Source organism: Fictibacillus tiangongensis, from assembly GCF_048083785.1.
Lineage (GTDB): Bacteria > Bacillota > Bacilli > Bacillales > Fictibacillaceae > Fictibacillus.
In genome coordinates, this window is record NZ_CP182294.1 from 1,631,991 (window position 1) to 1,658,903 (window position 26,913).

Genomic DNA, 26,913 nt, shown 5'->3' on the forward strand with positions numbered 1-26,913 from the left:
ATTGGCTAGTGTTCTAGGTGCGATTATTGCTACTTTAATAACCGTTCCTTATATTGTCTTTTTTCTTGTTAATAAGAGCATGCTTAAGCTTACGAAAAAAAGGAGAAAAGCCTTTAAGGCGGGTATTGATTGTACAACGTTATTTTTATTTATTGCGATTGAACGAATGACCGTAGAAATTTGGGGCCATTCTTATTACTGGATTCTTTTACTCGTATTTCTATTCGGCTGTTTACTTTTTACATATGTGATTTGGAAAAATGATTTGGATCTGTCTATCGGAAAAATACTTAGGTTAAATTGGCGCCTGCAGTTTCTTGTTCTTTCAATTGGCTACTTTTCATTGATGACATATGGAATCGTTTCACGTATTTTGGACATTTAGAGCATATTTTTTATGTTCTTCAATCGTTCTTTGCTATACTCGTTAAGGATGTAATTGATACGTAGAAAGGAAGTTCATAAATGAGACTGGAGGAAATGCAGCTTCATACATCGCCTTTTTTAGAAGGGTACTCCAACGGAGATGCGGAGGTTGTCCGTTTTTTTGATTATAAATCTCCTTATGACAAGCATGAATGGACAAAAAGACAACAGGAATTGAAGCGTTATTCGTTTCCTAGACAGGGTCTTACGGATTATCTGACTTCTTATAATCAAAAGGTTGGTTCCTCGCCCAAAACAATGGAGAACATACAAAAGTTGAAAACAGAAGATAGTGTAGCTGTCGTTGGCGGACAACAAGCAGGACTTCTAACCGGACCGCTTTTAGTGATCTACAAGTGCATCAGCACTATTCAACTCGCAAAACAGGCTGAAAAAGAATTGAATGTTCCGGTTGTTCCTATATTTTGGATAGCTGGTGAAGATCATGATATGGATGAGATCAACCATGTTATGGTTCCTAAGAACAACACTGCGAAAAAAGTATCATTAAAGTCAGCGAGCAGCATTAAATCTTCAGCCTCCCAATGGGAATGGAATAGAGATGAAGTTCAACCTTGGTTGAAGGAAGTATTTCGTTCCTTTGGTGAAACAGCATTTACTAGTGATCTAGTTGCAGAGACAGAACGTATCTTGAAGGAATCAGATTCGATCGTTACATTCTTCGCAAAGCTTCTTTCCAAATGGTTTTATGAAGACGGCCTAATTGTATTAGATTCTGGAGATCCTCTGTTTAAAAAACTGCAATCGATGATGTTAAAAGAGATGATTCTTCATAACAGCGAGATCGATAAAGCTTTTAACGTACGCACGGAAGAACTGTGCAAAAGTGGTTATTCCGCACCGATAGAGGTTCAAGATAACAACGCACATCTATTCTACACGAAGAATCAGGAACGGATCTTGTTGTATCGTGATGAGAATGGATTTTCCTCTAAAGAGAAAGACTTCACGATCTCAAAAGCAGAACTGCTTGAAGAAGCGGTTGAACATCCGGAAAAATTCAGTAATAATGTCGTGACACGTCCTTTGATGCAAGAGTTTCTTCTACCTGTGTTATCGTTTGTTGCTGGACCTGGTGAAATAGCTTATTGGGCTGTTCTTGGAAAGGTTTTTAGCCAATTTAACAGGATGATGCCGATTTTAACACCAAGGCTTTCATTTACTCTCGTAACTGCTGAGGTTAACGAATTGCTTCAATCAAAGAAATTAACGGTAAAACAAGTTTTAGAGAATGGTACGGAAGAATATAAACGCGAGTGGTTTACTTTAAACCGTCCCATCGAGACTTATGAAACAGTTCAATCTATAAGAGCAGAGTTTACTTCTTCATATGAAAAGCTGTTAAAGCTAGCAGAAGATGTAGATCCGAAGCTTCTTTCCGTTGCGGATCACAACTTGAAGAGAATCTTATCAGAGATCGACTATATGGAGGATAAGCTAGAACAGCGTGTTCGAAAAAAGGTAAAAGAACCACTTGCCGAATTTGATGAGATCATGCTGCAATTAAAGCCGACAGGGATCCTGCAAGAAAGAATCTGGAACATCTATCAATTTCTAAATGAAGAAGGTTCATGTCTTGTGGATAAACTTGTACAATACCCTTATCAATTTAATGGAAAACATAAGATTGTATACGTATAAAAACGATAAATTATTTTAGAAAAAATCCTGTGCTACAGCAGGATTTTTTTTTTTGTACACGAATAATACTTGTAGTGGTGAAAAGTGGAGCGTTGTGGTAGATTTAGGGGAGAAAGTGGGGTGATCATATGTTCATGGGAGAGTATCAGCACAGCATCGACGAAAAAGGACGTATGATCATCCCCTCCAAATTTCGTGACGAACTAGGCACAGAGTTTATCTTAACTCGCGGATTGGATCAATGTGTATTCGGATATCCTTTAAATGAGTGGAAAGTCATCGAAGAAAAGCTGAAGAGTTTGCCATTCACGAAAAAGGATGCACGTGCATTTACTCGTTTTTTCTTTTCTGGAGCTGCTGAGTGTCAGTTAGATAAACAGGGAAGAGTAAACATTGCATCTCCGCTCAGAGACTATGCAAAACTAGAAAAGGATTGCGTAGTGATAGGTGTGTCGAATAGAATTGAAATTTGGAGTAAATCAATTTGGGAAGAATATTTCTCAAAGTCAGAAGACTCATTTGGAGAAATTGCAGAAAGTCTGATGGACTTTGATTTATAACCCTTAAGTTTATAGCAGAGAGGAATTTTCCATGTTTGACCATATAACCGTTTTAAAAGAAGAATCAGTAGATGCTTTACACGTGAGACCAGATGGAATTTATGTTGATTGTACGTTAGGTGGGGCCGGCCATAGTGCGCTAATTTTGTCTCAATTAGAAACGGGCCATTTGTATGCTTTTGATCAAGATGATAAAGCTATTGATAACGCGCGTCAGGTGCTGAAGGAACATGAAGGTAAGTTTACGATTATTCGCAGCAATTTCCGTTACATAAAAGAAGAGCTTGCTAACCGTGGCGTATATAAAGTGGATGGTATCCTTTTTGACCTAGGTGTCTCATCTCCGCAACTAGATGAAGCGGATAGAGGATTTAGCTATCAGCATGATGCTGAACTTGATATGCGAATGGATCAGTCGAGTGAACTTACAGCAAAAGAAGTGGTAAATGAATGGTCGTTTAATGATTTGATGAAGATTATCTCCAGATACGGCGAAGAAAAGTTCGCTAAACAGATCGCTCGGAAAATCGAAGCGGCAAGAGAGAAAAAAGAGATTCAAACAACTGGTGAACTTGTCGAAATAATAAAGGAAGCTATTCCTGCTCCTGCAAGGAGAACAGGCGGACATCCTGCAAAACGGACATTTCAAGCCATTCGTATTGCTGTAAATGATGAGTTGAACGCCTTTGAAGATGCACTTCATGACTCTATTGAGCTACTAAATGTCGGTGGAAGAATTGCAGTCATTACGTTTCATTCTTTAGAAGATCGTGCGTGTAAAAATATACTCAAAAAGGCAAGTACAGGCCCGGAACTACCTCCAGGGCTGCCGGTCATACCAGAAGAATTCAAACCTGAATTAAAGCTCATTACAAGAAAACCGATCGTACCAACAGAAAACGAGCTTGAAGAAAACAGAAGATCACGCTCTGCGAAATTGAGAATCGCTGAAAAACAAAAATAGAGAGGAGAGCTAAAGTGAGTAATTTAGCCTATCAAGTTCAGAAACAGCAAGTTCAGTTACAGCCTGAAAGAAACCCGAAACCGGTACAGCAGCCATCCCGTAAATTATTTACAAAGGGTGAAGTCGTATTATGGGGAGCTATGGGGGTGGTCTTAATTGCCGGATTGATTTGGCTCATTTCTCTATACGCGTCCGTTTACCAGGCAACTGCTGAAGTTGAGACTATTCAAAAGGACCTTACTGCAGAAACGAAGATCGTTGAAGATTATCACCTTCAAGTAACAGAACTAAGCAATCCAGAACGCATCATGAAGTTGGCAAAGGAACAAGGATTCATCTTTGACGATAAGAACGTAAAAGTGGTTCAGGACTAAAGAGCAGGTGTTGTTATGAAATTAAAAAGAAAAAACGTTGGAGCAGGTATTCTGATGGTTGTGTTTACCTTGCTCTTTTTTGTATTAACAAGTAAATTCTTTCTTGTAGCTTCTTCTCAATCCGCAGAAGGGGTCGACTTGATCGAATACGGAAAGAGAAAATGGTTAAAGAGTGACGTTTTAGATGCGAAGCGTGGAACGATGTTTGACCGGAACGGTGAAGTGATAGCGCAAGACATTCCTTCTTACAGCGTGATCGCCATTCTCGACAAAAAGTATCCTAATCATATAAAAGATCCAGAAGAGGCTGCAGAAAAACTATCAAAAGTATTAGATTCTGACAAAGAAGACTTAGAAGAGCTTTTGAGTAAAGAAGGCAGATTTCAAGTTGAGATCCCATCTGGAAGAAAAGTTTCTTATCGGAAAAAAGAACAGATCGAAAAGATGAAGATTCCGGGTGTAGATTTCTTAAGAGAATCTAGACGCTATTATCCTAACCAAGGCTTTGCCTCTCATGTACTAGGGTACACTGGAAACGGTGAAGAAGGCGTCCAAACTGGTCTGATGGGACTTGAAAAATCCCTAGATAAATATTTGCAGGAAAAGGATGGCAAGATTTCCTTTGTTGGTGATGCTTTCAGTCGTGCAATCCCAGCAAATAAAGAATCAATCACACCTCCGAAACATGGTCAGGATATCTATTTAACGCTTGATGAGAAGATTCAACTGTACTTAGATGAAGCGGTGCAGGAAGCTGCAAAGAAATATAAGCCAGAGAAAATTACTGGCATAGTTGCTGATCCGAAGACGGGAAGAATTCTCGCGATGAGTAATTCACCTAGTTTTAATCCGAACAAAAAGGATATAAAAAACTATACGAACTTCGCTGTTTCATATCCGTTTGAACCGGGATCAACAATGAAGATCTTCACATTGGCAGCAGCCATTGAAGAAGGCAAATACAACGGTAATGAGGTGTTCCAATCTGGATCGTACAAGCTTCCGAACATCGGAAGACCGATCTACGATCATAATAAAAGAGGATGGGGACCGATTACTTATAACGAAGGAGTTCAAAATTCTTCTAACGTTGCGTTCTCAAAACTTGTACGTGAAAAACTAGGTTATGAGAAATATAGAAGCTATCTCTCTAAATTTGGATTAGATCAAAAGACGAACATCGACCTGCCGAATGAGAAGAGTGGATCAATTCTTTATAACTATGAGATCGAAAAAGTAACCACTGCGTTCGGCCAAGGAACGACGATCACTCCGATTCAACAGATTCAAGCCGCAACAGCTATTGCAAATGGTGGTAAGATGATGAGACCATACGTGATCGATAAGATCATGGACCCAGAAACGAAGAAGACGGTGTTATCAAATGAGCCGAAAGTAGCGGGTAAGCCTATTTCTGAAGAAACTGCAAAACAAGTACGAGAGATCTTAGAAACAGTAGTAACGGATGGAACGGGCAAACCTTATATGATCGATGGTTATAGCGTGGCTGGAAAGACAGGAACGGCACAGATCGTAGGGAAAGATGGAAAATACATCTCTGGCTGGGGAGAGAACGTATTCTCTTTCTTGGGAATGGCTCCTAAAGATGACCCTAAACTTTTAGTATATGTGGCTGTGGAACGTCCTAAGGTTGAGTTCCCTGAGATGGGTTCTACACCAGTAGCTAATATTTTTACAAGCGTTATGAAAAGCGGGCTTCAGTATTTAAATATTCAGCCTGAAGCTAAAGTGAAAAATCAATCTTCTAAAGTAAAGAAATCTTACGGTAAAGAATTACCAGATTACACTGGACAGTCTGCTGAGAAAGCAAAGAGTGATTTAGAAAAACTCGGAATGCAGGTTTCCATCATTGGTTCAGGCAATGATATCACCAACCAAGAACCATATGAAGGTGCATATGTGATGAAAGGTGAAAGAGTCATACTAAGAACGTCTGGTGATGCAAAAATGCCTGATGTTAAAGACTGGTCTTACATGGATATCTTAAGAATCAGCAAGCTTCTTGGATTGAAAGAAACGATAACGGGAAGCGGTTTCGCAGTAAAACAAAGCATTAAACCCGGTAACCCCGTTAAAGAAGGAGATTTCTTTGTTGTTCAACTAGAAGCTCCTAAAGTAACAGAAACAGTTCCTGAAGAAGAGAACGTGGAAGACCCTGGATCTAGCGAGGAACAGTCTCAAGAGGAAGATCTTCCGGTAACAGACTAAATGTTCTAGGCGCTTGTGTACAAGCATATATTTGAAACGAGACATACAAGGGAGGTATTGTGTGTGCGAGTTTCGAATGTAACTGTACGCAGGCGCTTAATTTTTGTTCTTGTTTTTGGAATAGCTTTCTTTTTTGTTATTTCTGTAAGACTTGGCTATGTTCAATTTGTGCTTGGAGATATGTTGACAGATCAAGCCCTTGATTCTTGGAGCAGAGACATTCCTTTTGAACCAAAAAGAGGAAAGATTCTAGATCGTAATGACGTGGTACTCGCCACAAATATTAGCGCTCCGACCGTCTTTGTCGTTCCAAGGCAGATTAAGGAACCTGATGAAACTGCTGAAAAGTTGGCTGCTTTGTTAAATATATCAAAAACAGAAGTGTACCAAAGACTCACCAAGAAAGCCTCTATCGTGAGAATCGATAATGGAGGACGAAAGATCAGCAATACGAAGGCAAAAGAAGTGGAAGCTTTGAATCTACCTGGCGTTTTTGTTGCGGAAGATAGTAAAAGGCATTACCCGTACGGATCTTATCTTTCTCACGTACTGGGCTTTGCAGGTATTGACAGTCAAGGGCTCACAGGACTTGAACTCTATTATGATGAACAGCTGAACGGTGAAAAAGGTCATATCTCTTTCTTCTCGGACGCAAGGGGTCGCAGAATGCCATCGTTATCGGACAAGTATGAAAAACCGAAAGATGGCTATGACCTCAGATTAACGACAGATTCTCGTGTTCAAACCATTATTGAGCGAGAGCTTGATATCGCACAAGCCACCTATGACCCTGATGGAGCGATCGCTATAGCGATGAATCCGAATACGGGAGAAATTCTTGGTATGAGTTCACGACCGGATTTTGACCCGGAAGAGTACAAACGAGTTTCACCAGAAGTGTACAATCGAAATTTACCAGTGTGGGCTCAATATGAACCAGGTTCTACCTTCAAGATCATCACGCTTGCTGCAGCACTCGAAGAAGATAAAGTTGATTTAGATAAAGATCATTTTCACGATCCTGGATCGATTGAAGTTGCAGGGAGAAAGCTGAAATGCTGGAAAGCGGGAGGGCATGGCAGTCAGACCTTCCTAGAAGGTGTTCAAAACTCATGCAACCCAGGGTTTGTTATTCTTGGTCAACGTTTAGGTAAAGATAAACTATTTGAATACATTAAAGACTTTGGATTTGGAGAAAAGACTGGGGTTGATCTGGCTGGTGAAGGTAAAGGGATCTTATTCTCCTTAGATCGTGTTGGACCGCTTGAACTTGCAACAACCGCATTCGGGCAAGGTGTTTCTGTGACTCCGATTCAACAAGTAGCTGCAGTATCTGCGGCCGTAAACGGAGGCTATCTGTACGAACCATATATAGCTAAAGAATTAGTGGACCCTATTACTGGGAAAGTCGTTAGTAAGCAGACACCAAAACTAAAAAGAAAAGTGATCTCTGAAAAAACGTCTAAAGAAGTTAGACGCGCATTAGAAAGTGTTGTAGCTCAAGGGACTGGAAAGAATGCATTTGTTGATGGCTACCGGGTCGGAGGGAAAACGGGGACTGCTCAAAAGGCTGAAGGCGGTGTTTATTTAAAGAACAACCATATCGTCTCCTTTATCGGGATGGCCCCTGCTAACAACCCAGAGATCGTTGTTTATGTTGCAATAGATAATCCAAAAGAAACACTGCAGTTTGGTGGGATTGTGGCAGCACCAATCGTTGGAAATATTATAGAAGACAGCCTTTCTGCTATGGGTGTTAAAAAGCAAAAAGATCAGATAGAAAAAGAGAAAACATGGCTCGATGCTCCTGAAGTAGTGGTTCCAGATTTAGTCGGAAAACAAACGAAAGAGCTTACGAACCTGTTGTATAATCTCAAAATTGAAACATCCGGAAAAGGGAACTACATCGTACAGCAAGCTCCTAAAGCTGGCGTAAAGCTAGAAGCTGGTAAAACGATTCGTTTATTTTTGGGTGACAAAAAAGAAGTGGAAGATTAAAATAAAGAATGTACACATAGCCAAGCGCGGAATCTTGCTTGGCTTATTTTCTTTAAAGATGCATATAAAACGCTCTTTCATCGAAAGATGTTATTTTGGTGCACTTATTTGAACGGATATAAGATGCCACCAAAAAAGACCTTTATATGAGCTGCAACACATGAAAAAATTTCGCTTTTTTTGACTATACGCTTAACGATGATTAGAGGAGAGATCAGGATTAATGGAATTAAAAGAACTGCTTACATATTTAGTGAACTATGAAATGGATATTCAAGCCAATCCTGAAATTACCTCCATTGAAATGGATTCCAGGAAAGCTGGGAAAGGCTGTCTTTTTGTATGTATGGAAGGGCTTCTGTTTGATGGACATGATTTTGCAGAAACCGTTGCGAATAAAGGAGCTGCTGCTGTTTTAGCCGAGAAAGATATTGATGTTGACATTCCTGTTATAAAAGTTAAAAATACAAAAAAAGCTCTCGCGGTATTAGCAGATGCTTTTTACGGTCATCCCTCCCAAAAACTCCATTTGATCGGGATTACCGGTACGAACGGGAAGACGACAACTTCACATCTCATTGAAAAAGTTTTAAGAGATGCTGGAAAAAACACTGGGATGATCGGCACGATTGAAATGAAGATAAAAGATCAAAGCTTTAAGGTAGCGAATACTACACCTGATTCATTATTTTTGCAGAATGCTTTTTATCAGATGACCGAAGAAAAAGTGGAAGCCGCCGTAATGGAAGTGTCTTCGCATGCCCTCGTTCAAGGAAGAGTATGGGGATGTGACTTTGATATCGCTGTTTTCACGAACTTGACACAAGATCATTTGGACTACCATAAAAATATGGAAGAATACCAGTTTGCAAAGAGTCTTCTGTTCTCTCAAATGGGTAATACTTATAACAGATCAGATCGTAAAGTGGCTGTTCTTAATAATGATGATCCTGCTTCAAAAATGTTTGAAAGAGTTACTTCCGCACAGGTTGTTTCTTATGGAATTGACAACGATAGCGACGTACGAGCGACCGATATATTGATCGGAGCACAAGGCACTACTTTTACGCTAAAGACTCCTATAGGTTCAAGAGAAGTTACATTGAAGCTTATCGGAAAGTTTTCTGTTTATAATGTGCTTGCAGCAACAACCGCATGTTTGTTATCTGGATTAGATCTGGATGAGATTCTTGCTAGTCTAAAAGAAGTAACTGGCGTTTCTGGCAGATTCGAACCTGTTATTGCAGGTCAAGATTTTACGGTGATCGTTGATTACGCTCATACACCAGATAGCTTAGAGAATGTATTACGAACGATTAAAGAGTTTGCAACAGGAAAAATAACAGCGATCGTAGGATGTGGTGGTGACCGTGATAAGACCAAGCGGCCACTCATGGCGGGTATTGCGGCTAACTTAGCTGACCATGCCATCTTCACAAGTGATAACCCACGAACAGAAGATCCTCTTCAAATCTTAAAAGATATGGAAGAGGGTGTAGACGATGGGAATTATGTGACCATCCCTGACCGAAAAAAGGCAATCGAACATGCGGTTGAAAAGGCTAGTGCAAACGATGTTATACTTATAGCCGGAAAAGGTCATGAAACTTATCAAATCATTGGAAAAGATATATTAGAATTCGATGATAGGATCGTTGCAAGGGAAGCAATTAAGGCGGTGAAAAAATGAAATTAGATTTTAAAGAACTGGTCTCATTAGCAGATCGTACGAGTGGTAAGTATGAGAACCTAATAGTAGAAGGTGTTTCTAAAGATACAAGACATAAAAGCGAGAATGCCCTATACTTACCGATAGCTGGTGAGCGGTTTGATGGTCACGATTTTCTGTTAAATGCGATCGAGCAAGGCTGCACAGCTACGGTCTGGCAAGAAGGAAAAGATCTTCCAGAAGGATTGCCGGAAGATTTTCCTATCCTTTACACAAAAGACACAGTAACATTTTTGCAAGATATCTCTAAATATTACTTGAAGAAGATCAATCCTGTTGTAGTAGCTGTAACGGGTAGTAACGGAAAAACAACGACTAAAGATATGATCGAAAGTGTTTCCTCTGAAAACTTTAAGACGTTTAAAACGCAAGGAAATTACAATAATCATATTGGAATGCCTTTGACCATCCTAGCGATGGAAGATACTACAGAAGTATTGATCCTAGAAATGGGTATGAGTGATTATGGCGAGATATCTCTTTTAAGTAAGATCGCAGAGCCAGATGTTGCTGTTATTACGAATATTGGTGAAAGCCATCTTGAACAGCTTGGTAGCCGTGAAGGAATCGCTAAAGCGAAACTTGAGATTGCAGATGGATTAAAACAAGGCGGGCTGTTTATCATCGATGGAGATGAGCCGCTTCTTTCACATGTAAAAGGTGAGAACGTGCTGCAAGTTGGATTTGGTGACTCCAACACATTGAAGTTATCTAACCTTAAGACAGATGCACATGGTGTAACGTTTTCTTTAGAAGAAGGTACCACTGTGTATCGCATACCGATGTTAGGACGACATAATATAAAAAATGCAGCATATGCCATAGCTGTAGGGCATTACTTGAATATCGAAGAGAATAAGATACTTGAAGGACTTGAGAACCTGAAAGTTACTTCCATGCGTCTTGAAATGAAAAACGGTAAGAAGGATACTCTTCTGATCAACGATGCCTATAACGCTAGTCCAACGAGTATGATTGCAGCTCTAGATACACTTGCTGAACTGAAAGATTATTCTAATAAAGTTGCAGTTCTTGGAGATATGTATGAATTAGGTTCAAATGAAGAAGAGATGCATCGGAACATAGCAAAGCATGTGAATGAATCGATTTCTCATGTGATATGTATAGGGCAAAAAGGTGCTTGGATTGCAGATGAACTAAAAAAACAAAAAAATGAAGGCCTTGAGGTTATTCAATGTCTAACAAAAGAAGAAGCGGAAGAACCTATTGCTAAATTATTATCAAAAGACACTGCTATTCTTTTTAAAGCATCAAGAGGGATGGTATTAGAAACCCTAGTCTCGAAATTTGTAGAGAAAGAACAGGAGTCGAAAAAATGATTGAGCAAGTCTTATTATTTACACTAGTTGCATCCTTCTTAATCGCGGTATTAAGTTCACCCTTTTTTATTCCGTTTTTAAGAAGATTAAAATTTGGGCAGAGCATCCGTGATGAAGGCCCAAAATCTCACCAAAAAAAGCAGGGAACACCTACAATGGGTGGGATCGTTATCGTCTTAGCCCTAGTCATCGCAACGTATGCGATGACTGCTAAGTTTTTTGCTGTTACAGCAGAGACCCACCTGCTTATCCTCGTTACATTAGGATACGGACTCATAGGATTCTTAGATGATTTTATTAAAGTAGTAAAGAAAAGAAATCTCGGTTTAACATCAAAACAAAAATTGGTGTGTCAATTAATCATTGCAGCTCTTTTCTTCCTTGGATTAAGAGCCATTGATTTCTCAACAGAAATTTCGGTTCCAGGAACGGATTTTTCGTTTGATCTAGGATGGTTTTACCCAATATTAGTTGTATTCATGTTAATCGGGGCTTCAAATGCGGTAAACCTTACGGATGGATTGGATGGACTCTTAGCCGGAACAGCAGCTATTGCATTTGGTGCGTTTGCTGTTCTATCTTCTACTATTCTTCAATTTGAAGCTGCTATTTTTTGTGTCGCAGTGGTTGGTGCAGTATTAGGCTTTTTAGTTTTTAACGCACACCCAGCAAAAGTATTCATGGGAGACACTGGCTCACTCGCATTAGGTGGTGCGATCAGCGCGGTCGCGATCCTGACAAAGCTTGAGATTTTACTAGTTATTATTGGTGGAGTTTTTGTAATCGAAACGCTTTCTGTAATGATTCAAGTAGCGTCGTTTAAACTTACTCGTAAGCGTGTATTTAAGATGAGCCCGCTTCATCATCATTATGAACTGTCAGGCTGGAGTGAATGGCGCATCGTCGTTACATTTTGGCTTGTAGGGTTGGTATTTGCAGCATTAGGAATTTATTTAGAGGTGTGGGTATAGATGAAAGACACTACATTTTTTAACAACAAAAAGATATTAATCGTGGGATTAGCTAAGAGCGGTTTTGCTGGTGCAAAACTGCTTCATTCGTTTGGGGCCAAGTTAACAGTGAACGACAAAAGCCCTAGAGAAGGAAATGCGGAAGCAGAAAAACTTGAGAAGCTTGGGATCAATGTAGTATGTGGCGATCATCCCTTGACATTATTAGATGACCAGTTGGACTTCATTGTTAAAAATCCAGGAATTCCATATCAAAATCCTTTGATCGCTGAAGCGGTCAAACGTAACATCCCGGTTTATACTGAAGTGGAAATCGCAGGTATGATCTCAGAGGCATCGATTATTGCGATTACAGGATCAAACGGTAAGACAACAACCACTACTCTTATCGGTGATATGTTAAAAAACAGTGAAAAGACACCTATCGTAGCAGGGAATATAGGTACTGTGTTCTCAGAGGTTGCAGCGGAGTCGACAGAGAAAGATATATTAGTAGCTGAACTTTCTAGCTTTCAATTGATGGGAACAGAGCGATTTAAGCCACAGATTTCCGTTTTTCTGAACCTATTTGAAGCACACTTAGATTATCACGGTTCTATTGATGAATACGGAAAAGCAAAAGCTAAGATTACGGAGAATCAAGATTCATCTGATTATGTGATCTATAACGCAGATGATGAACGTGTTTCACATTTGATGAATAAATCTAAAGCGCAGCATATCCCATTCTCTGTCACGAAGAAATATGATGACGGGGTTTATGTTGAAGATGGTGCACTTTATTTTCAGGACCAAAAAGTTATTGATCTAAGTGAGATCGTGTTACCTGGTAAACATAATCTGTCTAATATTATGGCAGCTGTAGCGGCATCCTTATTAGCGGGTGCTACATTAAAACAGATACATCAAGTTCTCACTTCGTTTCCTGGTGTTAAACACCGTCTGCAGTACGTAGGAGAGTTTAAGGGCAGACGCTTTTATAATGATTCAAAAGCCACGAATATATTAGCGACGAATGCAGCGTTGTCTGCATTTGAACAACCCGTCATCTTACTAGCTGGTGGTCTTGATCGTGGAAATTCATTTGATGATCTGCTTCCATCACTAAAAAATGTAAAAGCGATCGTTACTTTTGGTCAAACAGCTGATAAATTAGCGGAAACAGCGGAACAGGCAGGAATAGAAACGATAAAACGTGCTGATAATGTGGAAGATGCTGTTCCCCTTGCGTACAGTTTATCTTCCGAAGAAGATGTCATTTTGTTGTCTCCTGCATGTGCTAGCTGGGATCAATATAAGACATTTGAACAAAGAGGGGACATGTTTATCAACTCTGTGCATAAACTTAAATAAGGTTTGTACAAATAAGAAGAGTTGAGGTGTTTCCCTTTGCCTGCAACGAAATCAACCCCTGATATCATAATGATTGTAGTTACGCTTATGTTGTTATCGATCGGTATAATAATGGTTTATAGCGCTAGTGCAGATTTAGGGCTATACAAGTTTGATGATGCGTTCTTTTTTGCCAAGCGACAACTGTTATTTGCCGGTGTAGGTATTGCAGCGATGTTTTTTATCATGAACATCAATTACATGACGTGGAGAGTCTGGTCTAAGATTCTTCTGATTATTTGTTTTGTATTATTGATCGCAGTTCTTGTACCAGGTATTGGTATGGTGCGTGGTGGTGCTAGGAGCTGGATTGGTGTAGGTGCTTTTTCCATACAGCCATCTGAATTTATGAAACTAGCCATGATTACATTCCTGGCTAAGTATCTATCAGAGCATCAAAAAAAGATCACTTCTCTTAAAAAAGGTTTAGTACCTACTCTCGGATTAGTGATGATCGCATTTGGCATGATTATGCTTCAGCCAGATCTAGGAACAGGAGCAGTCATGGTCGGAACAAGTATTGTGATGGTTTTTGTTGCAGGTGCGCGTATCTCCCATTTTGTAGGGATGGCTTTAATCGGTCTGATCGGACTTGCGGGATTAATTATTTCTGCTCCTTATCGAATTAAGAGGATCACTTCTTTCCTTGATCCTTGGAGTGATCCTTTAGGCAGCGGATTTCAGATTATCCAATCTCTCTATTCACTCGGACCTGGTGGATTGCTTGGATTAGGTTTAGGTCAGAGCAGACAAAAATTTGGTTACCTGCCTGAACCTCAAACTGATTTTATTTTTGCGATCCTCTCGGAGGAGCTCGGATTTATTGGTGCTGTTTTTGTATTAATCCTCTTTAGTCTTCTCTTATGGCGGGGAATCAGAATCGCTTTAGGAGCTCCGGATTTATTCGGTAGCTTTTTAGCGATTGGAATTATAGGAATGGTCGCTATTCAAGTGATGATTAATATCGGAGTTGTAACAGGTTTGATGCCTGTAACTGGAATAACACTTCCATTTTTAAGTTATGGAGGATCTTCCTTAACACTGATGCTTGCGTCAATTGGAGTAATCCTCAATATTAGCCGGTATTCAAGGTATTAATACTTGAGTTTCAAAGGAAATTCTCTTATTCTAAACATAGCGATTTAAAGACGTTACCCTGTCAATTATGGCAGGGTAACTTCTTTTTCTGTCTCATATTTTGATAGCTTGTTTTCGTATATCATGTTGCTTATGTTTGTTGCTGATTTCCGCTCCAGGTTGCACGCTTTCCACGGGGCGAACGGTGAGCCTCCTGCCGCTTTGCGCCATTAGGAGTCTCCACCTGACCGCTCGTCCCGTAGGAGTCGGCAACCTTCCGCTACAATCAGCTTGCTAGGAAGAGAAAAACAATTAAGTAGGTTGTGTTAAACCAGTAGGAGTACTACAACCCTTCGTCAATTAATCAAAGAAGCAACTAATAAATCATAACGAAAGCATCTTAAATTTTTTAAGGGAAATAAAAAGTAAGAAACAAAATCGTTAGTTCTGACGAATACTACTTTGTCGATGTTTAAGGACAATGAAAACATGGAAAAGATTAACGCATAGCATATAAATAGAATGATGCGTATGAACGTAGGGGGTTTTTAATTATGTATAGCCAATTAGCTGAGAAATTTAAAAATGAAGATTTAGGAACTGTCCTTGTAAATGAACCATTAAAAAATCACACCACATTAAAAATTGGCGGACCAGCTGACCTTTTTTATGAACCGAAAGACATTGAAAGTCTAAAAAAAGCATTAAGTTATATAAAAGAAGCCAACGCACCAATACGTGCAATAGGTAGAGGCTCTAATCTCCTAGTTTCAGACGGAGGTATAGAAGGGGTTGTCATTAAAGTAGGGGAGGGGTTCAACCACCTTGAAAAAAATGATAACACGATTAGAGTTGGCGGGGGCTATTCGCTTATTCCGCTAGCTACTGTAATGTCACGCGAAGCTTATACGGGTCTAGAATTTGCAGCAGGTATTCCGGGATCAGTTGGCGGTGCAGTATTCATGAACGCAGGTGCGCACGGATCAGATATGTCAAAAATCGTTGAGAAAGCTTTGATTTTATTACCTGATGGGGAACTTACTTGGCTTTCTAATGAAGAACTGAAATTCTCTTACCGTACTTCTGTTCTTCAAGAGACAGGTGGAATCTGTGTGGAAGTCATCCTCGTATTGGATAAAGGGGATAAAGAAACGATCATGGCAGAGCTTAAGAAGAATAAAGATTATCGCAGAAACACACAGCCATGGAACTATCCTTGCTGTGGTAGTGTTTTCCGTAATCCGCTGCCTAATTATGCAGGACACCTCATTGAAACATCAGGACTTAAAGGGACGCAAATAGGTGGAGCACAAGTTTCAGAGATGCACGCTAATTTTATTGTGAATACTGGAGATGCAAAAGCCAAGGACGTGCTTGATCTTATCAGTTATATACAAAAAACGATTAAAGAAAAGCATGGGGTTGAACTTCATACGGAAGTTGAGATCATCGGTAGAAATGATTAACAAAAAATTGGATAAATAGTGCTGAATTGCGGCTTATCCGTGCTATAATACAAAGAACAAGAAAAAATTAACTTTTGACGTTTCGAAACGAACCATACATTTCGTTATCTTCTGACAGTTGGACTGTTATCAGTACCTTTTGAAGACTTGGCGTCTATCTGCCAAGTTCTTTTAATTCTGTCAACCGTTAATGTTTCTTGTACTAACTTATAAAACGGAGGAAGAGGATGGACAAGGTAAAGGTTGTCAAGATTGAGGACCGAATTCCGAAGCTGAAAGAACATCGCAAACAAAAAGCAAATCGCCGTCTTATATATTACTTGTCCTTTTTCTTCCTGTTATTGTTGGTCGTCGTTTATTTTCAATCAGATCTTAGTCATGTGAAGAAAATTACCGTCTCTGGCAACTATTTTGTAACCGACAATGAGATTCTTGAAAAAAGTGAAATTTCAACAAAGACAAAGTATTTGAATGTATCTGAGGAAGAAATTATGGAGCGGCTCGAAGATATCTCAGAGGTTAGTTCCGTATCCATCCAAAAGAAATTTTTTAACCAAGTTGTAATTAAAGTGAGTGAATTTCAACGAGTCGGGTATTTCAGAAAAGAGAACATATATTACCCGATGCTTCAGAACGGGAAAATGTTAGAGCCTCTAAAGAAAAATGAGAGACCAGTAAATGCACCTGTAATCGTCAGCTGGAAAGATCCAGAACAATTAGAGATGATGGCACAGGAACTGCAGAAGCTGCCTGAAGGAATCATTCATCGGATATCTGAGATCACACATTCACCTTCATCCAACTCTTCAAACCAGCTAACGTTGTTTATGACGGATGGCAACAAAGTGGTGACAACAATTTCTAAGTTCTCAGAAAGGCTGACAGCTTATCCATCTTTAGTGAGCGAGTTAAAGCCTGAGGAAAAAGGAACGTTCTATTTAGGAATCAGCACACGTTTTGAACGATACAACCAAGTGGAGGAAAGTAATGAGAAAAATTAAAGGGACGCATCTTTTCCTATCTTTAATCCTACTCGTTACCGGGTTCATATTATCTTTCTCCTATCAGAGAACTCAGATCGAAAAGCAAAATGTTGTGCAGAACAATGAATGGAAAAAGGAAGATTCATTGCGCAGCCAAATCTTAAATCTTCAAAAAACAAATAGAGAATTAGCAGGCGATCTTCAAAGTCTGCAGCAGAATGTTGAGAAGAAAGAAAATAAGCTGGCAGATCAAGAGGAGATATCTTCTAAACTTGTAGAAGATTTAAAAGAGCTCAGAATGGTAGTAGGAAACGTAAAAGTGAAAGGGGAGGGGGTAGAAGTTACCCTTCAAGATTCCTCCTATATACCGGAAGGGGAGAACCCTAACGATTATATCGTCCATGAAGAACACATAAGAAGTGTCATTGACGAACTTCACGTTTCGGGTGCAGAAGCCATTGCTATAAACGGTCAAAGAATCTCTCATGATACGTATATCGCTTGTATCGGTCCTGTCGTTTCTGTGGATGGTAACCAATATCCTGCACCCTTTGTTATTACAGCGATCGGGAATTCTACAACCCTAGAGAAATCTTTGAATCTATACATCGTCGATAAAATTGTTAATGATGGTGTAGAAGTAAGAGTGGAGCAAGAAAGCGCGATCGAGATGGAGCCATTTATAACAGAAGAGGGATGAGTTAGTTGAAAGAAAGACAATTCATGTTTGCAACAATTGCCCTCATACTTGGCGGAATGCTGGCGATCCAATTTGAGACCACAAACAATCCTGTTGTTCGGGATACTAGAGATTTATGGGAATTAAGAGCTGATTTGGAAAAAGAAAAACAGCGTCAGCAGGAGCTTAATGAGGAATATGAACGCTATAGTGAACTCCTGAACCAATACAAAGGTGAAGGTAAGGACGAAAAAATCCAAGCAATGGAAAAAGCGCTATGGGATTTAAAAAAACAGGCAGGATTAACAACGATTAGCGGACAAGGAATCGTAATAACGATCGAACCTTTTAGTGAAGAGCTAATTGGAGTAGGTCAACCTGTTCCTAAAATAGATCCTGATATGCTTAGAAGACTTGTAAACGAACTAAACCGATATGATGCGAATGAGATCTCTATTGATGGCCAACGCGTCGTATCCAAAACCCCGATCCGGGAAGTGAATGGAAACATTTACATAAACAATGAGCCTGTTTCATCATTTCCGATTGAAATCAGAGTTTTGGCAAAAGACAATGAAAAACTTCATCAGAAGATCATTGCTTCACCCGCTGTAGAGGAGTTTATTCGAGAAAATTTTCTCGTCGAATCCAAACAAACAGCTAAAGTTATTTTGCCAGCTTTCGATAAAGATATGAAGGTGAAGTTTATGAAACCGGCAAAGGAGGAAACGTAAGATGTGGTTGCCGGTACTTGGACTGTTATTAGGTCTACTATTAGGTTTCATGTCTGATATCCGGGTCCCTCCAGAATATGCAAACTATTTATCAATAGCTGTCTTAGCTGCACTCGATACCTTATTCGGTGGTATACGTGCACATCTTCAAGGCAGTTTTGAAGATAAAGTGTTCATTACAGGTTTTTTCTTTAACATTTTATTGGCTGCAGGGCTCGCATACTTAGGGGTACACCTTGGGATCGATCTGTATCTAGCTGCAATTTTCGCATTTGGTGTAAGGTTATTTAATAATATCGCTGTTATTAGACGCTTAATTATTTCCAAATGGTCAGATTCGCGCAAAAAGGCCTAAAAATTTTGAAAAACCGGTAAAAAAAAAGAGGGATAACCCGTTGTCTGTGGAATTTATTCCATAATTAAGCACAAATTAAGGGATTTTTAAAAATTTTAGAAGATTTTTCGAATGAAAGGTAAGGAGGTGCCACAGAATGAACAGCAATGAAATTTATGTAAGTTTAGACATCGGTACATCCAATATTAAAGTGATCATTGGAGAAATGACTAGTGAGTCCTTTAATGTTATTGGTGTTGGCCATGCAAAATCAGCTGGAATCAGAAAAGGTTCCATTGTAGATATTGACGAAACTGTTCGTTCCATAAGAAAAGCCGTAGAGCAAGCAGAAAGAATGTTAGGTATTCCAATTAATGCTGTAATCGTAGGTGTAAAAGGAAACCATATTCAGCTTCAGCCATGCCACGGTGTAGTTGCGGTATCAAGAGAAGACCGAGAGATCGGTGATGAAGACATCGCTAGAGTAATAGAGGCAGCTCAGGTTATGTCAGTGCCTCCAGAACGCGAAATTATAGATGTGATTCCTCGACAGTTTATTGTTGATGGTACAGATGAGATTATTGATCCTCGAGGTATGTTAGGTGTTCGCCTTGAGATGGAAGGAACAGTGATAACTGGTTCCAAGACAATCTTACATAATTTATTACGTTGCGTAGAACGAGCTGGACTTACAGTGGCGGACATTTGTTTAGAGCCATTGGCAACATCATCGATTGCACTTTCACGTGATGAGATGGAGCTTGGTGTAGCACTGATCGATATTGGTGGGGGTTCTACTACACTATCTGTTTTTGATCAAGGTACCATGCAGTTAACATCCGTTCTTCCTGTTGGTGGAGACTTTATCACAAAAGATATATCCATCGGATTAAGAACGTCTGCTGAAGATGCAGAAAAGATTAAGCTAAAGCATGGTCATTCTTTTGTGGATTATGCATCAAAAGATGAGACATTTACAGTATCGCAAATTGGATCTTCACAAGAACAAGAAATCTCGCAATACGAACTTTCTTTAATCATTGAAGCTCGTATGGCTGAAATATTTGAGATGATTGATGATGAATTGCATCAGCGCGGATATTCCGAACTGCCAGGCGGTTTTGTTATTACAGGCGGAGTTGCTGCAATTCCAGGAGTACTTGAGCTCGCCCAAGATATCTTCCAACAGAACGTACGTGTTTCCTTGCCGGATTATATCGGGGTTAGAGAACCGAAGTTTACAGCAGGTGTTGGATTAATCCAATTCACTCACAAAAATATTAAGGTTCAAGGAAAAGAAGTTGCCACTGCGTTAGCTGATAACGCTGGAGAACCTTTACCTAAAAAGAAACAGCAATCCAGCCAAAAATCGGGACAAGAAAAACAATCCGGTGGCATGAAATCAAAAGTCAAAGACTGGTTTGGTTTATTTTTTGAATAACATTAAGGAACTAGTCATTAGGAGGAACGCTCATGTTAGAGTTTGATATGAATATGGATCAATTGGCGACAATTAAAGTAATTGGTGTTGGTGGCGGCGGAAGTAACGCTGTAAACCGTATGATCGAACACGGTGTACAAGGTGTAGAATTTATTTGTGTGAATACAGATGCACAAGCTTTGAATCTATCAAAAGCGCCTGTAAAAATGCAGATCGGAACGAAATTAACAAGAGGACTAGGTGCAGGTGCGAATCCTGATATCGGTAAAAAAGCTGCTGAAGAAAGCCGCGAGCAGATCGAAGAGGCACTTAGCGGTGCTGATATGGTCTTCGTAACAGCTGGTATGGGTGGCGGAACAGGTACTGGTGCAGCACCTGTAGTCGCAGAGATCGCTAAAGATCTTGGTGCCCTTACAGTTGGAGTTGTAACAAGACCGTTCACTTTTGAAGGCCGTAAGCGTTCTACGCAAGCGGTAGGTGGAATCTCTGTACTAAAAGAAAAAGTTGATACATTGATTGTTATCCCGAATGATCGATTATTAGAGATCGTAGATAAAAACACTCCGATGCTGGAAGCTTTCCGTGAAGCGGACAATGTTCTTCGCCAAGGTGTACAAGGTATTTCCGATTTAATCGCAGTACCAGGATTGATCAACCTTGACTTTGCCGATGTAAAAACAATCATGACTGAGCGCGGTTCTGCCCTTATGGGTATTGGTGTAGGTACTGGTGAAAACCGTGCTGCTGAGGCTGCGAAAAAAGCCATTTCATCTCCACTTCTTGAAACATCTATCGATGGAGCAAAAGGTGTATTGATGAACATTACAGGTGGAGCAAACTTGAGCCTCTATGAGGTGAACGAAGCTGCAGATATCGTTTCATCTGCTTCAGATCCTGAAGTTAACATGATCTTTGGTTCCGTAATTAACGAAGAACTAAAAGATGAGATTCTAGTTACGGTTATCGCAACTGGATTTGATGAAACTGAAAAGATGGTGAACAACCAACAGAGAGCTGAGCGTCCTAGAATGCAGCAAGCTCCAACATCTAATCAGTCTCATTCGTCTCAAACTCAATCACAACCACAAAGCCAGTCTCAAGGGCAATCTCGTGAAGAAAGCCAAGAGTCTAGAAATACCTCTTACACGAATGCTGATTCAGATACGCTTGATATTCCAACATTCTTGCGTAACCGCAGCCGTAACAGAAGAAGATAAATACAAGAATGAAAGCATGTTCTCTATTTTAGAGAGCATGCTTTTTTTTTTTGCAAAAAACATTTTCCTAAAGATATTTTAAAGCTGTTTTAGTATTCATTGTTGCATTTGTTAGTAGTCGATTTCCGTTCTAGTTTGCTCGCTTTCCGTGGGGCAGGCGGTGAGCCACATTCGTAACGTTTCACTTTTAAGTGTCTCACCTGACCGCCAGTCCCACAGGAGTCTCGCAACTTCCACTCCAATCAACTTGACAATGAAGAATTACAAAATCTCTTTTTAGTAACTAGCTTTTTGAAAGAGTCAAATTAAAACAGCTTTTCTAAAGTATTAGAGGCATTTTTGAGAAGAAGACTGTTGCTATCAATAAATCTTGAAAAATGCTTCAATGAATAGTTGATTGGAGAAGAAGGGAGAAACTCCAGCAGAATGAGCGGGATTGTTGAATGCGGAAGCGACTGTGCCTTCGTGGACTATTTACATTATGACCTCGAGAGGCTAGGGGCGAAGCTAGACAGGTAAGAGTGACTGAAAGCAGAATGACCTCACCGTACACCCTGAGGAAAGCGAGCTTTGCATCAGAAATTAACCTCCTCCATGAGCAACAATGTATAAGCACTCAGTTTTTTTGTCATATTCTTGTCCGAAAAGCGTATACCTAACATATAAGTTATTTTGACAAAAATAGAGAAAATAAGAACTTTACTTCTCTCATAAACTGACAGACTTTCAAACAACCTATACGTTATACTGATTTCAAATTTAAGAAAGGAGAAAACCAATGACCCTTTATTTGGATGTCATTTGGTTTCTTAATTTCTGCATTGATTATGTTCTAATCTCTCTGACAGCGTATGTGCTCAAGCGCAATGCATCGAAAAAGAGAATCCTATCTGCTTCTTTATTAGCGTCAAGTTATGTATTTTTAGTAATCTTTCCAGAACTAATGCTATTTTCACAGCCAATCATGAAATTCATCTTATCCATTTTTATTATGATTGTGGCGTTTGGCTTTAAGCGTTTCAAGTTTGTCATGAAAAATATCGCCATGTTTTATTTTGTTTCTTTTGTGACGGGTGGAGGTATTTTCGGTCTTCATTATTTTATGCAAAGTGATGCTGTGATTATGAATGGAGTTATCACGACAAAAAGTTCAGGTATGGGTGACCCGATCAGCTGGCTTTTTGTAGTAGCAGGTGTACCTCTTCTTTGGTACTTTTCAAAGAAAAGAGTAGATGATATTTCTGTGGAAAAAATGGATTCCAACAGTCTTGTCAAAGTTACTATCAAAATAGACCAGATCTTGATCTCTGCAAATGGACTTATTGATACCGGTAATAAATTATACGATCCTATTTCTAAAATGCCTGTCATGATCCTTGATATGAACAAACACGGTGATTCTTTTCCGGAAATCATTCGAACTGCTGCCAAAGACGTTCTTGCAATGAATACAGATGACAATGAACACCCTTGGCTGAACAGACTTCGAATCGTACCTTATCGTGCAGTAGGACATCAACAGTTTTTAGCTTGTTTAAAACCAGATGCCGTAGAAATAGAAAAGGATGGAGTATCGGCAGCATCTCCTCAGTGTCTCATAGGCTTGAGCTGGACAGTATTATCTAGCGAAGGTCAGTTTGATGCTATCGTTCATCCAAAGATGTACCTGCAACATGTACAAGCGTCCTGACCTAACAAATGCGATACGTGAAAGAACTTAAAAGAAGATAATGTGAAAGGGGAGTTAACATGTTTAATAAGTGGCGTTTAAAAATGACGATGTATTGGTATAAGTTACTATTCAAGTTGGGGCTGAAGTCAGATGAGATCTATTATATTGGTGGAAATGAAGCTTTACCCCCTCCGCTTAGTAAAGAAGAAGAAGCGGTTCTGCTTGAAAAGCTTCCTTCTGGTGACCAGGCTGCCAAATCTCTTTTGATCGAAAGAAATCTTCGTTTAGTCGTATACATTGCACGAAAGTTTGAGAACACAGGGATTAACATTGAAGATCTAATCAGTATCGGAACGATCGGCCTTATTAAAGCAGTAAACACGTTCAATCCAGAAAAAAAGATCAAGCTCGCGACTTATGCATCAAGATGTATAGAGAACGAGATCTTGATGTATTTACGCCGTAACAACAAGACACGGTCAGAAGTATCGTTTGATGAACCGTTAAATGTGGATTGGGATGGGAACGAACTTTTGCTCTCTGATGTTCTCGGGACAGAAGATGACATTATAACGCGCAGAATTGAGGCAAATGTAGATCGCAAACTTTTATTAAAAGCACTATTTACGTTAAACGATCGTGAAAAACAGATCATGGAACTTCGCTTCGGTCTTTCGGGAGGCGAAGAAAAAACACAAAAAGATGTAGCAGATATGCTCGGAATTTCTCAGTCTTATATCTCAAGATTGGAAAAGCGGATCATAAAGAGACTTCAAAAAGAATTTAATAAAATGGTTTAACACATATTGAATATAGCTTTTGATCAGTTCTTACCGTTTTCTGTAAAATAACAATTGCATAAATTTCCCTCCGTTCGGTGATACTTAATTTGAAATTAGCTCCCGGCAGGAGGGAAAAGACTTGACAAGAAATAAAGTTGAGATTTGCGGAGTTGACACATCAAAGCTTCCTGTTTTAAAAAACCCAGAGATGCGTATTCTTTTTGATAAGATGCATAAAGGTGATCCTGATGCACGCGAAACTTTGGTTAACGGAAACCTCAGGCTCGTTCTGAGTGTCATTCAACGGTTCAACAACCGCGGAGAGCATGTAGATGATTTATTTCAAGTAGGGTGTATCGGGCTGATGAAGTCCATAGACAATTTTGATCTAGGTCAGAATGTTAAGTTTTCAACCTATGCAGTTCCGATGATTATTGGTGAGATCCGCCGATATCTTCGAGACAATAACCCGATTAGAGTTTCCAGAAGCTTAAGGGATATCGCATATAAAGCACTGCAAGTTCGAGATCAGCTTATGAACAAACTATCTCGGGAGCCAACGGCACAACAGATTGCAGAAGCTCTAGATGTACCAAAAGAAGAAGTTGTCTTTGCACTTGATGCCATTCAAGATCCAGTTTCACTATTTGAACCGATCTACAATGATGGTGGTGATCCGATATTTGTAATGGATCAAATCAGCGATGATAAAGCAAAAGACATGCAGTGGATTGAGGAGATTGCTTTAAAAGAAGGAATGCGCCGTCTGAATGATAGAGAAAAGATGATCTTAACGATGCGTTTCTTTCAAGGAAAAACGCAGATGGAAGTTGCCGATGAGATCGGAATTTCACAGGCGCAAGTATCGAGACTTGAAAAAGCAGCAATCTCTCAGATGAATAAAAACATCCAAAGCAGCTAAAACCCGTTTCTACGGGTTTTTTTATTTTTGGACAGAAACATGAAATAGCTTTGTCCTTCATATACTGAAAGAAGAAAGGCGGGGATCGTAGATGAATAAAATATCAGATTTTCAAGTGAAAGATGTGGTTAACGTAGCAAATGGAAAAAAGCTCGGTCATATAGCTGATCTTGAAATCAACTTAAATACAGGAAAGATAGATGCGATCATCATCCCTGGTGCTGGAAAGATGCTTGGTTTTTTTGCAAGAGAGAACGACATCGTGATACCTTGGAGAAATATTGTTAAGATCGGTGCAGATGTTATTCTTGTAAGACATATGGAAGCTAGCGAATTAAATGAATATGTTAAAGAACCGTTTGATCAATTGAAATAAACGGTTCTTTTTTCTTTCCTGCTTTAAATTGTGGTAAAATAAAGATAAAACTTTCCAGGAGGAATACATACTTATGAACACATTTGAACGATCTGGAAAGCACTTTGCAATACAGACTTGGCAAAAGATAAATTCTAAGGTTATTGCTGGTTTCACAACACGTGAAGGCGGGAATAGTACAATGCCCTTTCATTCTATGAACATGGGTTTTCATGTGAATGATGATCCAGATACGGTGCGGAAAAACCGCAGATTATTTTCAGATGACATACGTTTTCCGGTTGAAAATTGGGTAGGTTCTAAACAAATTCATGCTGAAAATATTGTAAAGGTGTCTAAAGAAGACAGAGGAGCAGGTTCTTTAGATTTTGAAACAGCAATTCCTGATGCAGATGGATTATATACATCAGATGAAAACATTCTTTTAACGTCACTGTATGCGGACTGTGTACCTCTCTATTTTTTTTCGCCGCACGATAACTTGATCGGACTCGCACACGCGGGATGGAAAGGAACAGTTGCAAAAATCGGTCCAGCAATGATCGAAACTTGGCAAGATAAAGAGAATGTTGACGTGAAGGCGGTATTAGCCGCAATTGGTCCTTCTATAGGGCATTGCTGTTATGAGGTAGATGATCGAGTAATTCAAGAAGTAAAAGTAGCATTAGGTGGAGATACTGAAGACACCGTTTATAAAAAGAATGAAGCAGGAAACTATCAATTAAACTTGAAAAAACTAAATGAAATCCTTCTTTTAAGAGCTGGAGTACTTCCTGAAAATATTATCGTTTCAGATCAATGTACGAGCTGTCAAAACGACGTGTTCTTTTCACATCGTAAAGACAGAGGCAAGACGGGAAGAATGATGAGTTATATAGGCAGGAAAGGGGATTAATCAAGAAATTGGGTATCAAAGAAAACAAAGAACATATCTTAAATGAAATTCAAAAAGCTTGCGAGAAAAAAAACAGATCTTCAAAGGGCGTTAATTTGATCGCTGTGACGAAATATGTGAGTAATGAAACAACGAGAGCGGCTGTTTCAGCAGGGATTGAACATATCGGGGAGAACAGGATAGAAGGACTGCTATCCAAAAAAGAATTTTTGAAAGACACGTCGGTTAAATGGCACTTTATCGGAACTCTGCAGACTAGAAAAGTAAAAGATGTGATCGAGCATGTGGATTATATCCATTCATTAGACCGTTTAAGTTTAGCGAGTGAGATTCAAAAAAGAGCAGAAAAGACCATCTCATGCTTTGTACAAGTTAACGTAGCGGAAGAAGATTCCAAACATGGTTTGCCAGTAAAAGATGTGGTCGCTTTTGTCGATAAATTAAAAGACTACAATCGTATCAAGGTTGTCGGACTTATGACTATGGCACCTTTTACTGATGATGAATCCTTAATCAGAAACGTGTTTTCTACATTAAAGCAACTTCAACTCGAAATACAGAAACAAAAAATGGATCATGCTCCATGTACTGAGCTATCTATGGGAATGTCTAACGATTTTTCGATTGCTGTTGAAGAAGGTGCAACATTTATTAGAATAGGGACGAGTTTAGTAGGAAAAGAATTTTAGG

The 26,913-nt window shown here is 39.4% G+C and carries 25 protein-coding genes; all 25 read left to right on the forward strand.

Going from position 1 to position 26,913, the window contains the following annotated elements:
* The first annotated feature begins 1 nt into the window (after nucleotide 1).
* The 25 genes from ACNJYY_RS08950 to ACNJYY_RS09070 all read left to right on the forward strand — a co-directional run bounded on the left by ACNJYY_RS08950 (nucleotide 2) and on the right by ACNJYY_RS09070 (nucleotide 26,912).
* Nucleotides 2-385: a DUF3397 domain-containing protein gene (locus tag ACNJYY_RS08950; RefSeq protein ID WP_416731442.1), complete on the forward strand. Its 384-nt coding sequence runs from the start codon at nucleotides 2-4 to the stop codon at nucleotides 383-385.
* A gap of 80 nt (nucleotides 386-465) precedes the next feature.
* A complete protein-coding gene (gene bshC / locus ACNJYY_RS08955) occupies nucleotides 466-2,088 on the forward strand; it encodes a bacillithiol biosynthesis cysteine-adding enzyme BshC (protein ID WP_416731443.1) in 1,623 nt (540 codons plus the stop codon).
* 128 nt (nucleotides 2,089-2,216) lie between these two features.
* Complete coding sequence (gene mraZ, locus ACNJYY_RS08960) at nucleotides 2,217-2,648, forward strand: division/cell wall cluster transcriptional repressor MraZ (RefSeq protein ID WP_191753698.1); 432 nt, start codon at nucleotides 2,217-2,219, stop codon at nucleotides 2,646-2,648.
* A 31-nt stretch (nucleotides 2,649-2,679) separates the two neighbouring features.
* Nucleotides 2,680-3,612: a 16S rRNA (cytosine(1402)-N(4))-methyltransferase RsmH gene (rsmH, locus tag ACNJYY_RS08965; RefSeq protein ID WP_416731444.1), complete on the forward strand. Its 933-nt coding sequence runs from the start codon at nucleotides 2,680-2,682 to the stop codon at nucleotides 3,610-3,612.
* 14 nt (nucleotides 3,613-3,626) lie between these two features.
* Nucleotides 3,627-3,986, forward strand: a complete 360-nt coding sequence (gene ftsL / locus ACNJYY_RS08970) for a cell division protein FtsL (RefSeq protein WP_416731445.1) — start codon at nucleotides 3,627-3,629, stop codon at nucleotides 3,984-3,986.
* 15 nt (nucleotides 3,987-4,001) lie between these two features.
* Nucleotides 4,002-6,215, forward strand: coding sequence for a penicillin-binding protein (locus ACNJYY_RS08975; RefSeq protein WP_416731446.1), 2,214 nt, complete (start codon nucleotides 4,002-4,004; stop codon nucleotides 6,213-6,215).
* 63 nt (nucleotides 6,216-6,278) lie between these two features.
* Nucleotides 6,279-8,213 (forward strand): stage V sporulation protein D, encoded by a 1,935-nt coding sequence (locus tag ACNJYY_RS08980; protein WP_416731447.1) that lies wholly within the window; start codon nucleotides 6,279-6,281, stop codon nucleotides 8,211-8,213.
* A 223-nt stretch (nucleotides 8,214-8,436) separates the two neighbouring features.
* Nucleotides 8,437-9,903 carry a UDP-N-acetylmuramoyl-L-alanyl-D-glutamate--2,6-diaminopimelate ligase gene (locus tag ACNJYY_RS08985; RefSeq protein WP_416731448.1) on the forward strand — a complete coding sequence of 489 codons (1,467 nt, stop codon included), beginning with the start codon at nucleotides 8,437-8,439 and terminating at the stop codon, nucleotides 9,901-9,903.
* A complete protein-coding gene (locus ACNJYY_RS08990; protein WP_416731449.1) occupies nucleotides 9,900-11,282 on the forward strand; it encodes a UDP-N-acetylmuramoyl-tripeptide--D-alanyl-D-alanine ligase in 1,383 nt (460 codons plus the stop codon). Before ACNJYY_RS08985 ends, ACNJYY_RS08990 begins: the two co-directional genes overlap by 4 nt.
* Nucleotides 11,279-12,253: a phospho-N-acetylmuramoyl-pentapeptide-transferase gene (gene mraY, locus ACNJYY_RS08995; RefSeq protein ID WP_416731450.1), complete on the forward strand. Its 975-nt coding sequence runs from the start codon at nucleotides 11,279-11,281 to the stop codon at nucleotides 12,251-12,253. Before ACNJYY_RS08990 ends, mraY begins: the two co-directional genes overlap by 4 nt.
* Nucleotides 12,254-13,606, forward strand: a complete 1,353-nt coding sequence (gene murD, locus ACNJYY_RS09000) for a UDP-N-acetylmuramoyl-L-alanine--D-glutamate ligase (RefSeq protein WP_416731451.1) — start codon at nucleotides 12,254-12,256, stop codon at nucleotides 13,604-13,606.
* Nucleotides 13,607-13,642: 36 nt separating this feature from the next.
* Nucleotides 13,643-14,743, forward strand: coding sequence for a stage V sporulation protein E (gene spoVE, locus ACNJYY_RS09005; RefSeq protein ID WP_144700917.1), 1,101 nt, complete (start codon nucleotides 13,643-13,645; stop codon nucleotides 14,741-14,743).
* A gap of 533 nt (nucleotides 14,744-15,276) precedes the next feature.
* Complete coding sequence (murB, locus tag ACNJYY_RS09010; RefSeq protein ID WP_416731452.1) at nucleotides 15,277-16,188, forward strand: UDP-N-acetylmuramate dehydrogenase; 912 nt, start codon at nucleotides 15,277-15,279, stop codon at nucleotides 16,186-16,188.
* 227 nt (nucleotides 16,189-16,415) lie between these two features.
* Complete coding sequence (locus ACNJYY_RS09015; protein ID WP_416731453.1) at nucleotides 16,416-17,189, forward strand: cell division protein FtsQ/DivIB; 774 nt, start codon at nucleotides 16,416-16,418, stop codon at nucleotides 17,187-17,189.
* Entirely contained in the window at nucleotides 17,176-17,871 is a 696-nt protein-coding gene (locus ACNJYY_RS09020) for a DUF881 domain-containing protein (RefSeq protein WP_416731454.1), read from the forward strand. Before ACNJYY_RS09015 ends, ACNJYY_RS09020 begins: the two co-directional genes overlap by 14 nt.
* A 5-nt stretch (nucleotides 17,872-17,876) precedes the next feature.
* Nucleotides 17,877-18,584, forward strand: a complete 708-nt coding sequence (locus ACNJYY_RS09025; RefSeq protein ID WP_144700911.1) for a DUF881 domain-containing protein — start codon at nucleotides 17,877-17,879, stop codon at nucleotides 18,582-18,584.
* Between the two features lies 1 nt (nucleotide 18,585).
* The gene (locus tag ACNJYY_RS09030; RefSeq protein WP_066393455.1) at nucleotides 18,586-18,939 is read left to right on the forward strand and encodes a small basic family protein; all 354 of its coding nucleotides are present in this window, start codon (nucleotides 18,586-18,588) and stop codon (nucleotides 18,937-18,939) included.
* Nucleotides 18,940-19,075: 136 nt separating this feature from the next.
* Nucleotides 19,076-20,359: a cell division protein FtsA gene (gene ftsA / locus ACNJYY_RS09035; RefSeq protein ID WP_137789733.1), complete on the forward strand. Its 1,284-nt coding sequence runs from the start codon at nucleotides 19,076-19,078 to the stop codon at nucleotides 20,357-20,359.
* Nucleotides 20,360-20,391: 32 nt separating this feature from the next.
* Entirely contained in the window at nucleotides 20,392-21,576 is a 1,185-nt protein-coding gene (gene ftsZ, locus ACNJYY_RS09040; RefSeq protein ID WP_144700909.1) for a cell division protein FtsZ, read from the forward strand.
* 778 nt (nucleotides 21,577-22,354) lie between these two features.
* On the forward strand, nucleotides 22,355-23,266 hold the full coding sequence (spoIIGA, locus tag ACNJYY_RS09045; protein ID WP_416731455.1) for a sigma-E processing peptidase SpoIIGA: 912 nt from the start codon (nucleotides 22,355-22,357) through the stop codon (nucleotides 23,264-23,266).
* 59 nt (nucleotides 23,267-23,325) lie between these two features.
* The gene (gene sigE / locus ACNJYY_RS09050; RefSeq protein WP_137789730.1) at nucleotides 23,326-24,048 is read left to right on the forward strand and encodes an RNA polymerase sporulation sigma factor SigE; all 723 of its coding nucleotides are present in this window, start codon (nucleotides 23,326-23,328) and stop codon (nucleotides 24,046-24,048) included.
* 121 nt (nucleotides 24,049-24,169) lie between these two features.
* The gene (gene sigG, locus ACNJYY_RS09055; protein WP_066240567.1) at nucleotides 24,170-24,952 is read left to right on the forward strand and encodes an RNA polymerase sporulation sigma factor SigG; all 783 of its coding nucleotides are present in this window, start codon (nucleotides 24,170-24,172) and stop codon (nucleotides 24,950-24,952) included.
* A gap of 91 nt (nucleotides 24,953-25,043) precedes the next feature.
* Nucleotides 25,044-25,328: a YlmC/YmxH family sporulation protein gene (locus ACNJYY_RS09060; protein WP_066289211.1), complete on the forward strand. Its 285-nt coding sequence runs from the start codon at nucleotides 25,044-25,046 to the stop codon at nucleotides 25,326-25,328.
* A gap of 73 nt (nucleotides 25,329-25,401) precedes the next feature.
* On the forward strand, nucleotides 25,402-26,223 hold the full coding sequence (pgeF, locus tag ACNJYY_RS09065; protein WP_416731456.1) for a peptidoglycan editing factor PgeF: 822 nt from the start codon (nucleotides 25,402-25,404) through the stop codon (nucleotides 26,221-26,223).
* An 8-nt stretch (nucleotides 26,224-26,231) separates the two neighbouring features.
* Nucleotides 26,232-26,912, forward strand: coding sequence for a YggS family pyridoxal phosphate-dependent enzyme (locus ACNJYY_RS09070; protein WP_416731457.1), 681 nt, complete (start codon nucleotides 26,232-26,234; stop codon nucleotides 26,910-26,912).
* Nucleotide 26,913: the final 1 nt, after the last annotated feature.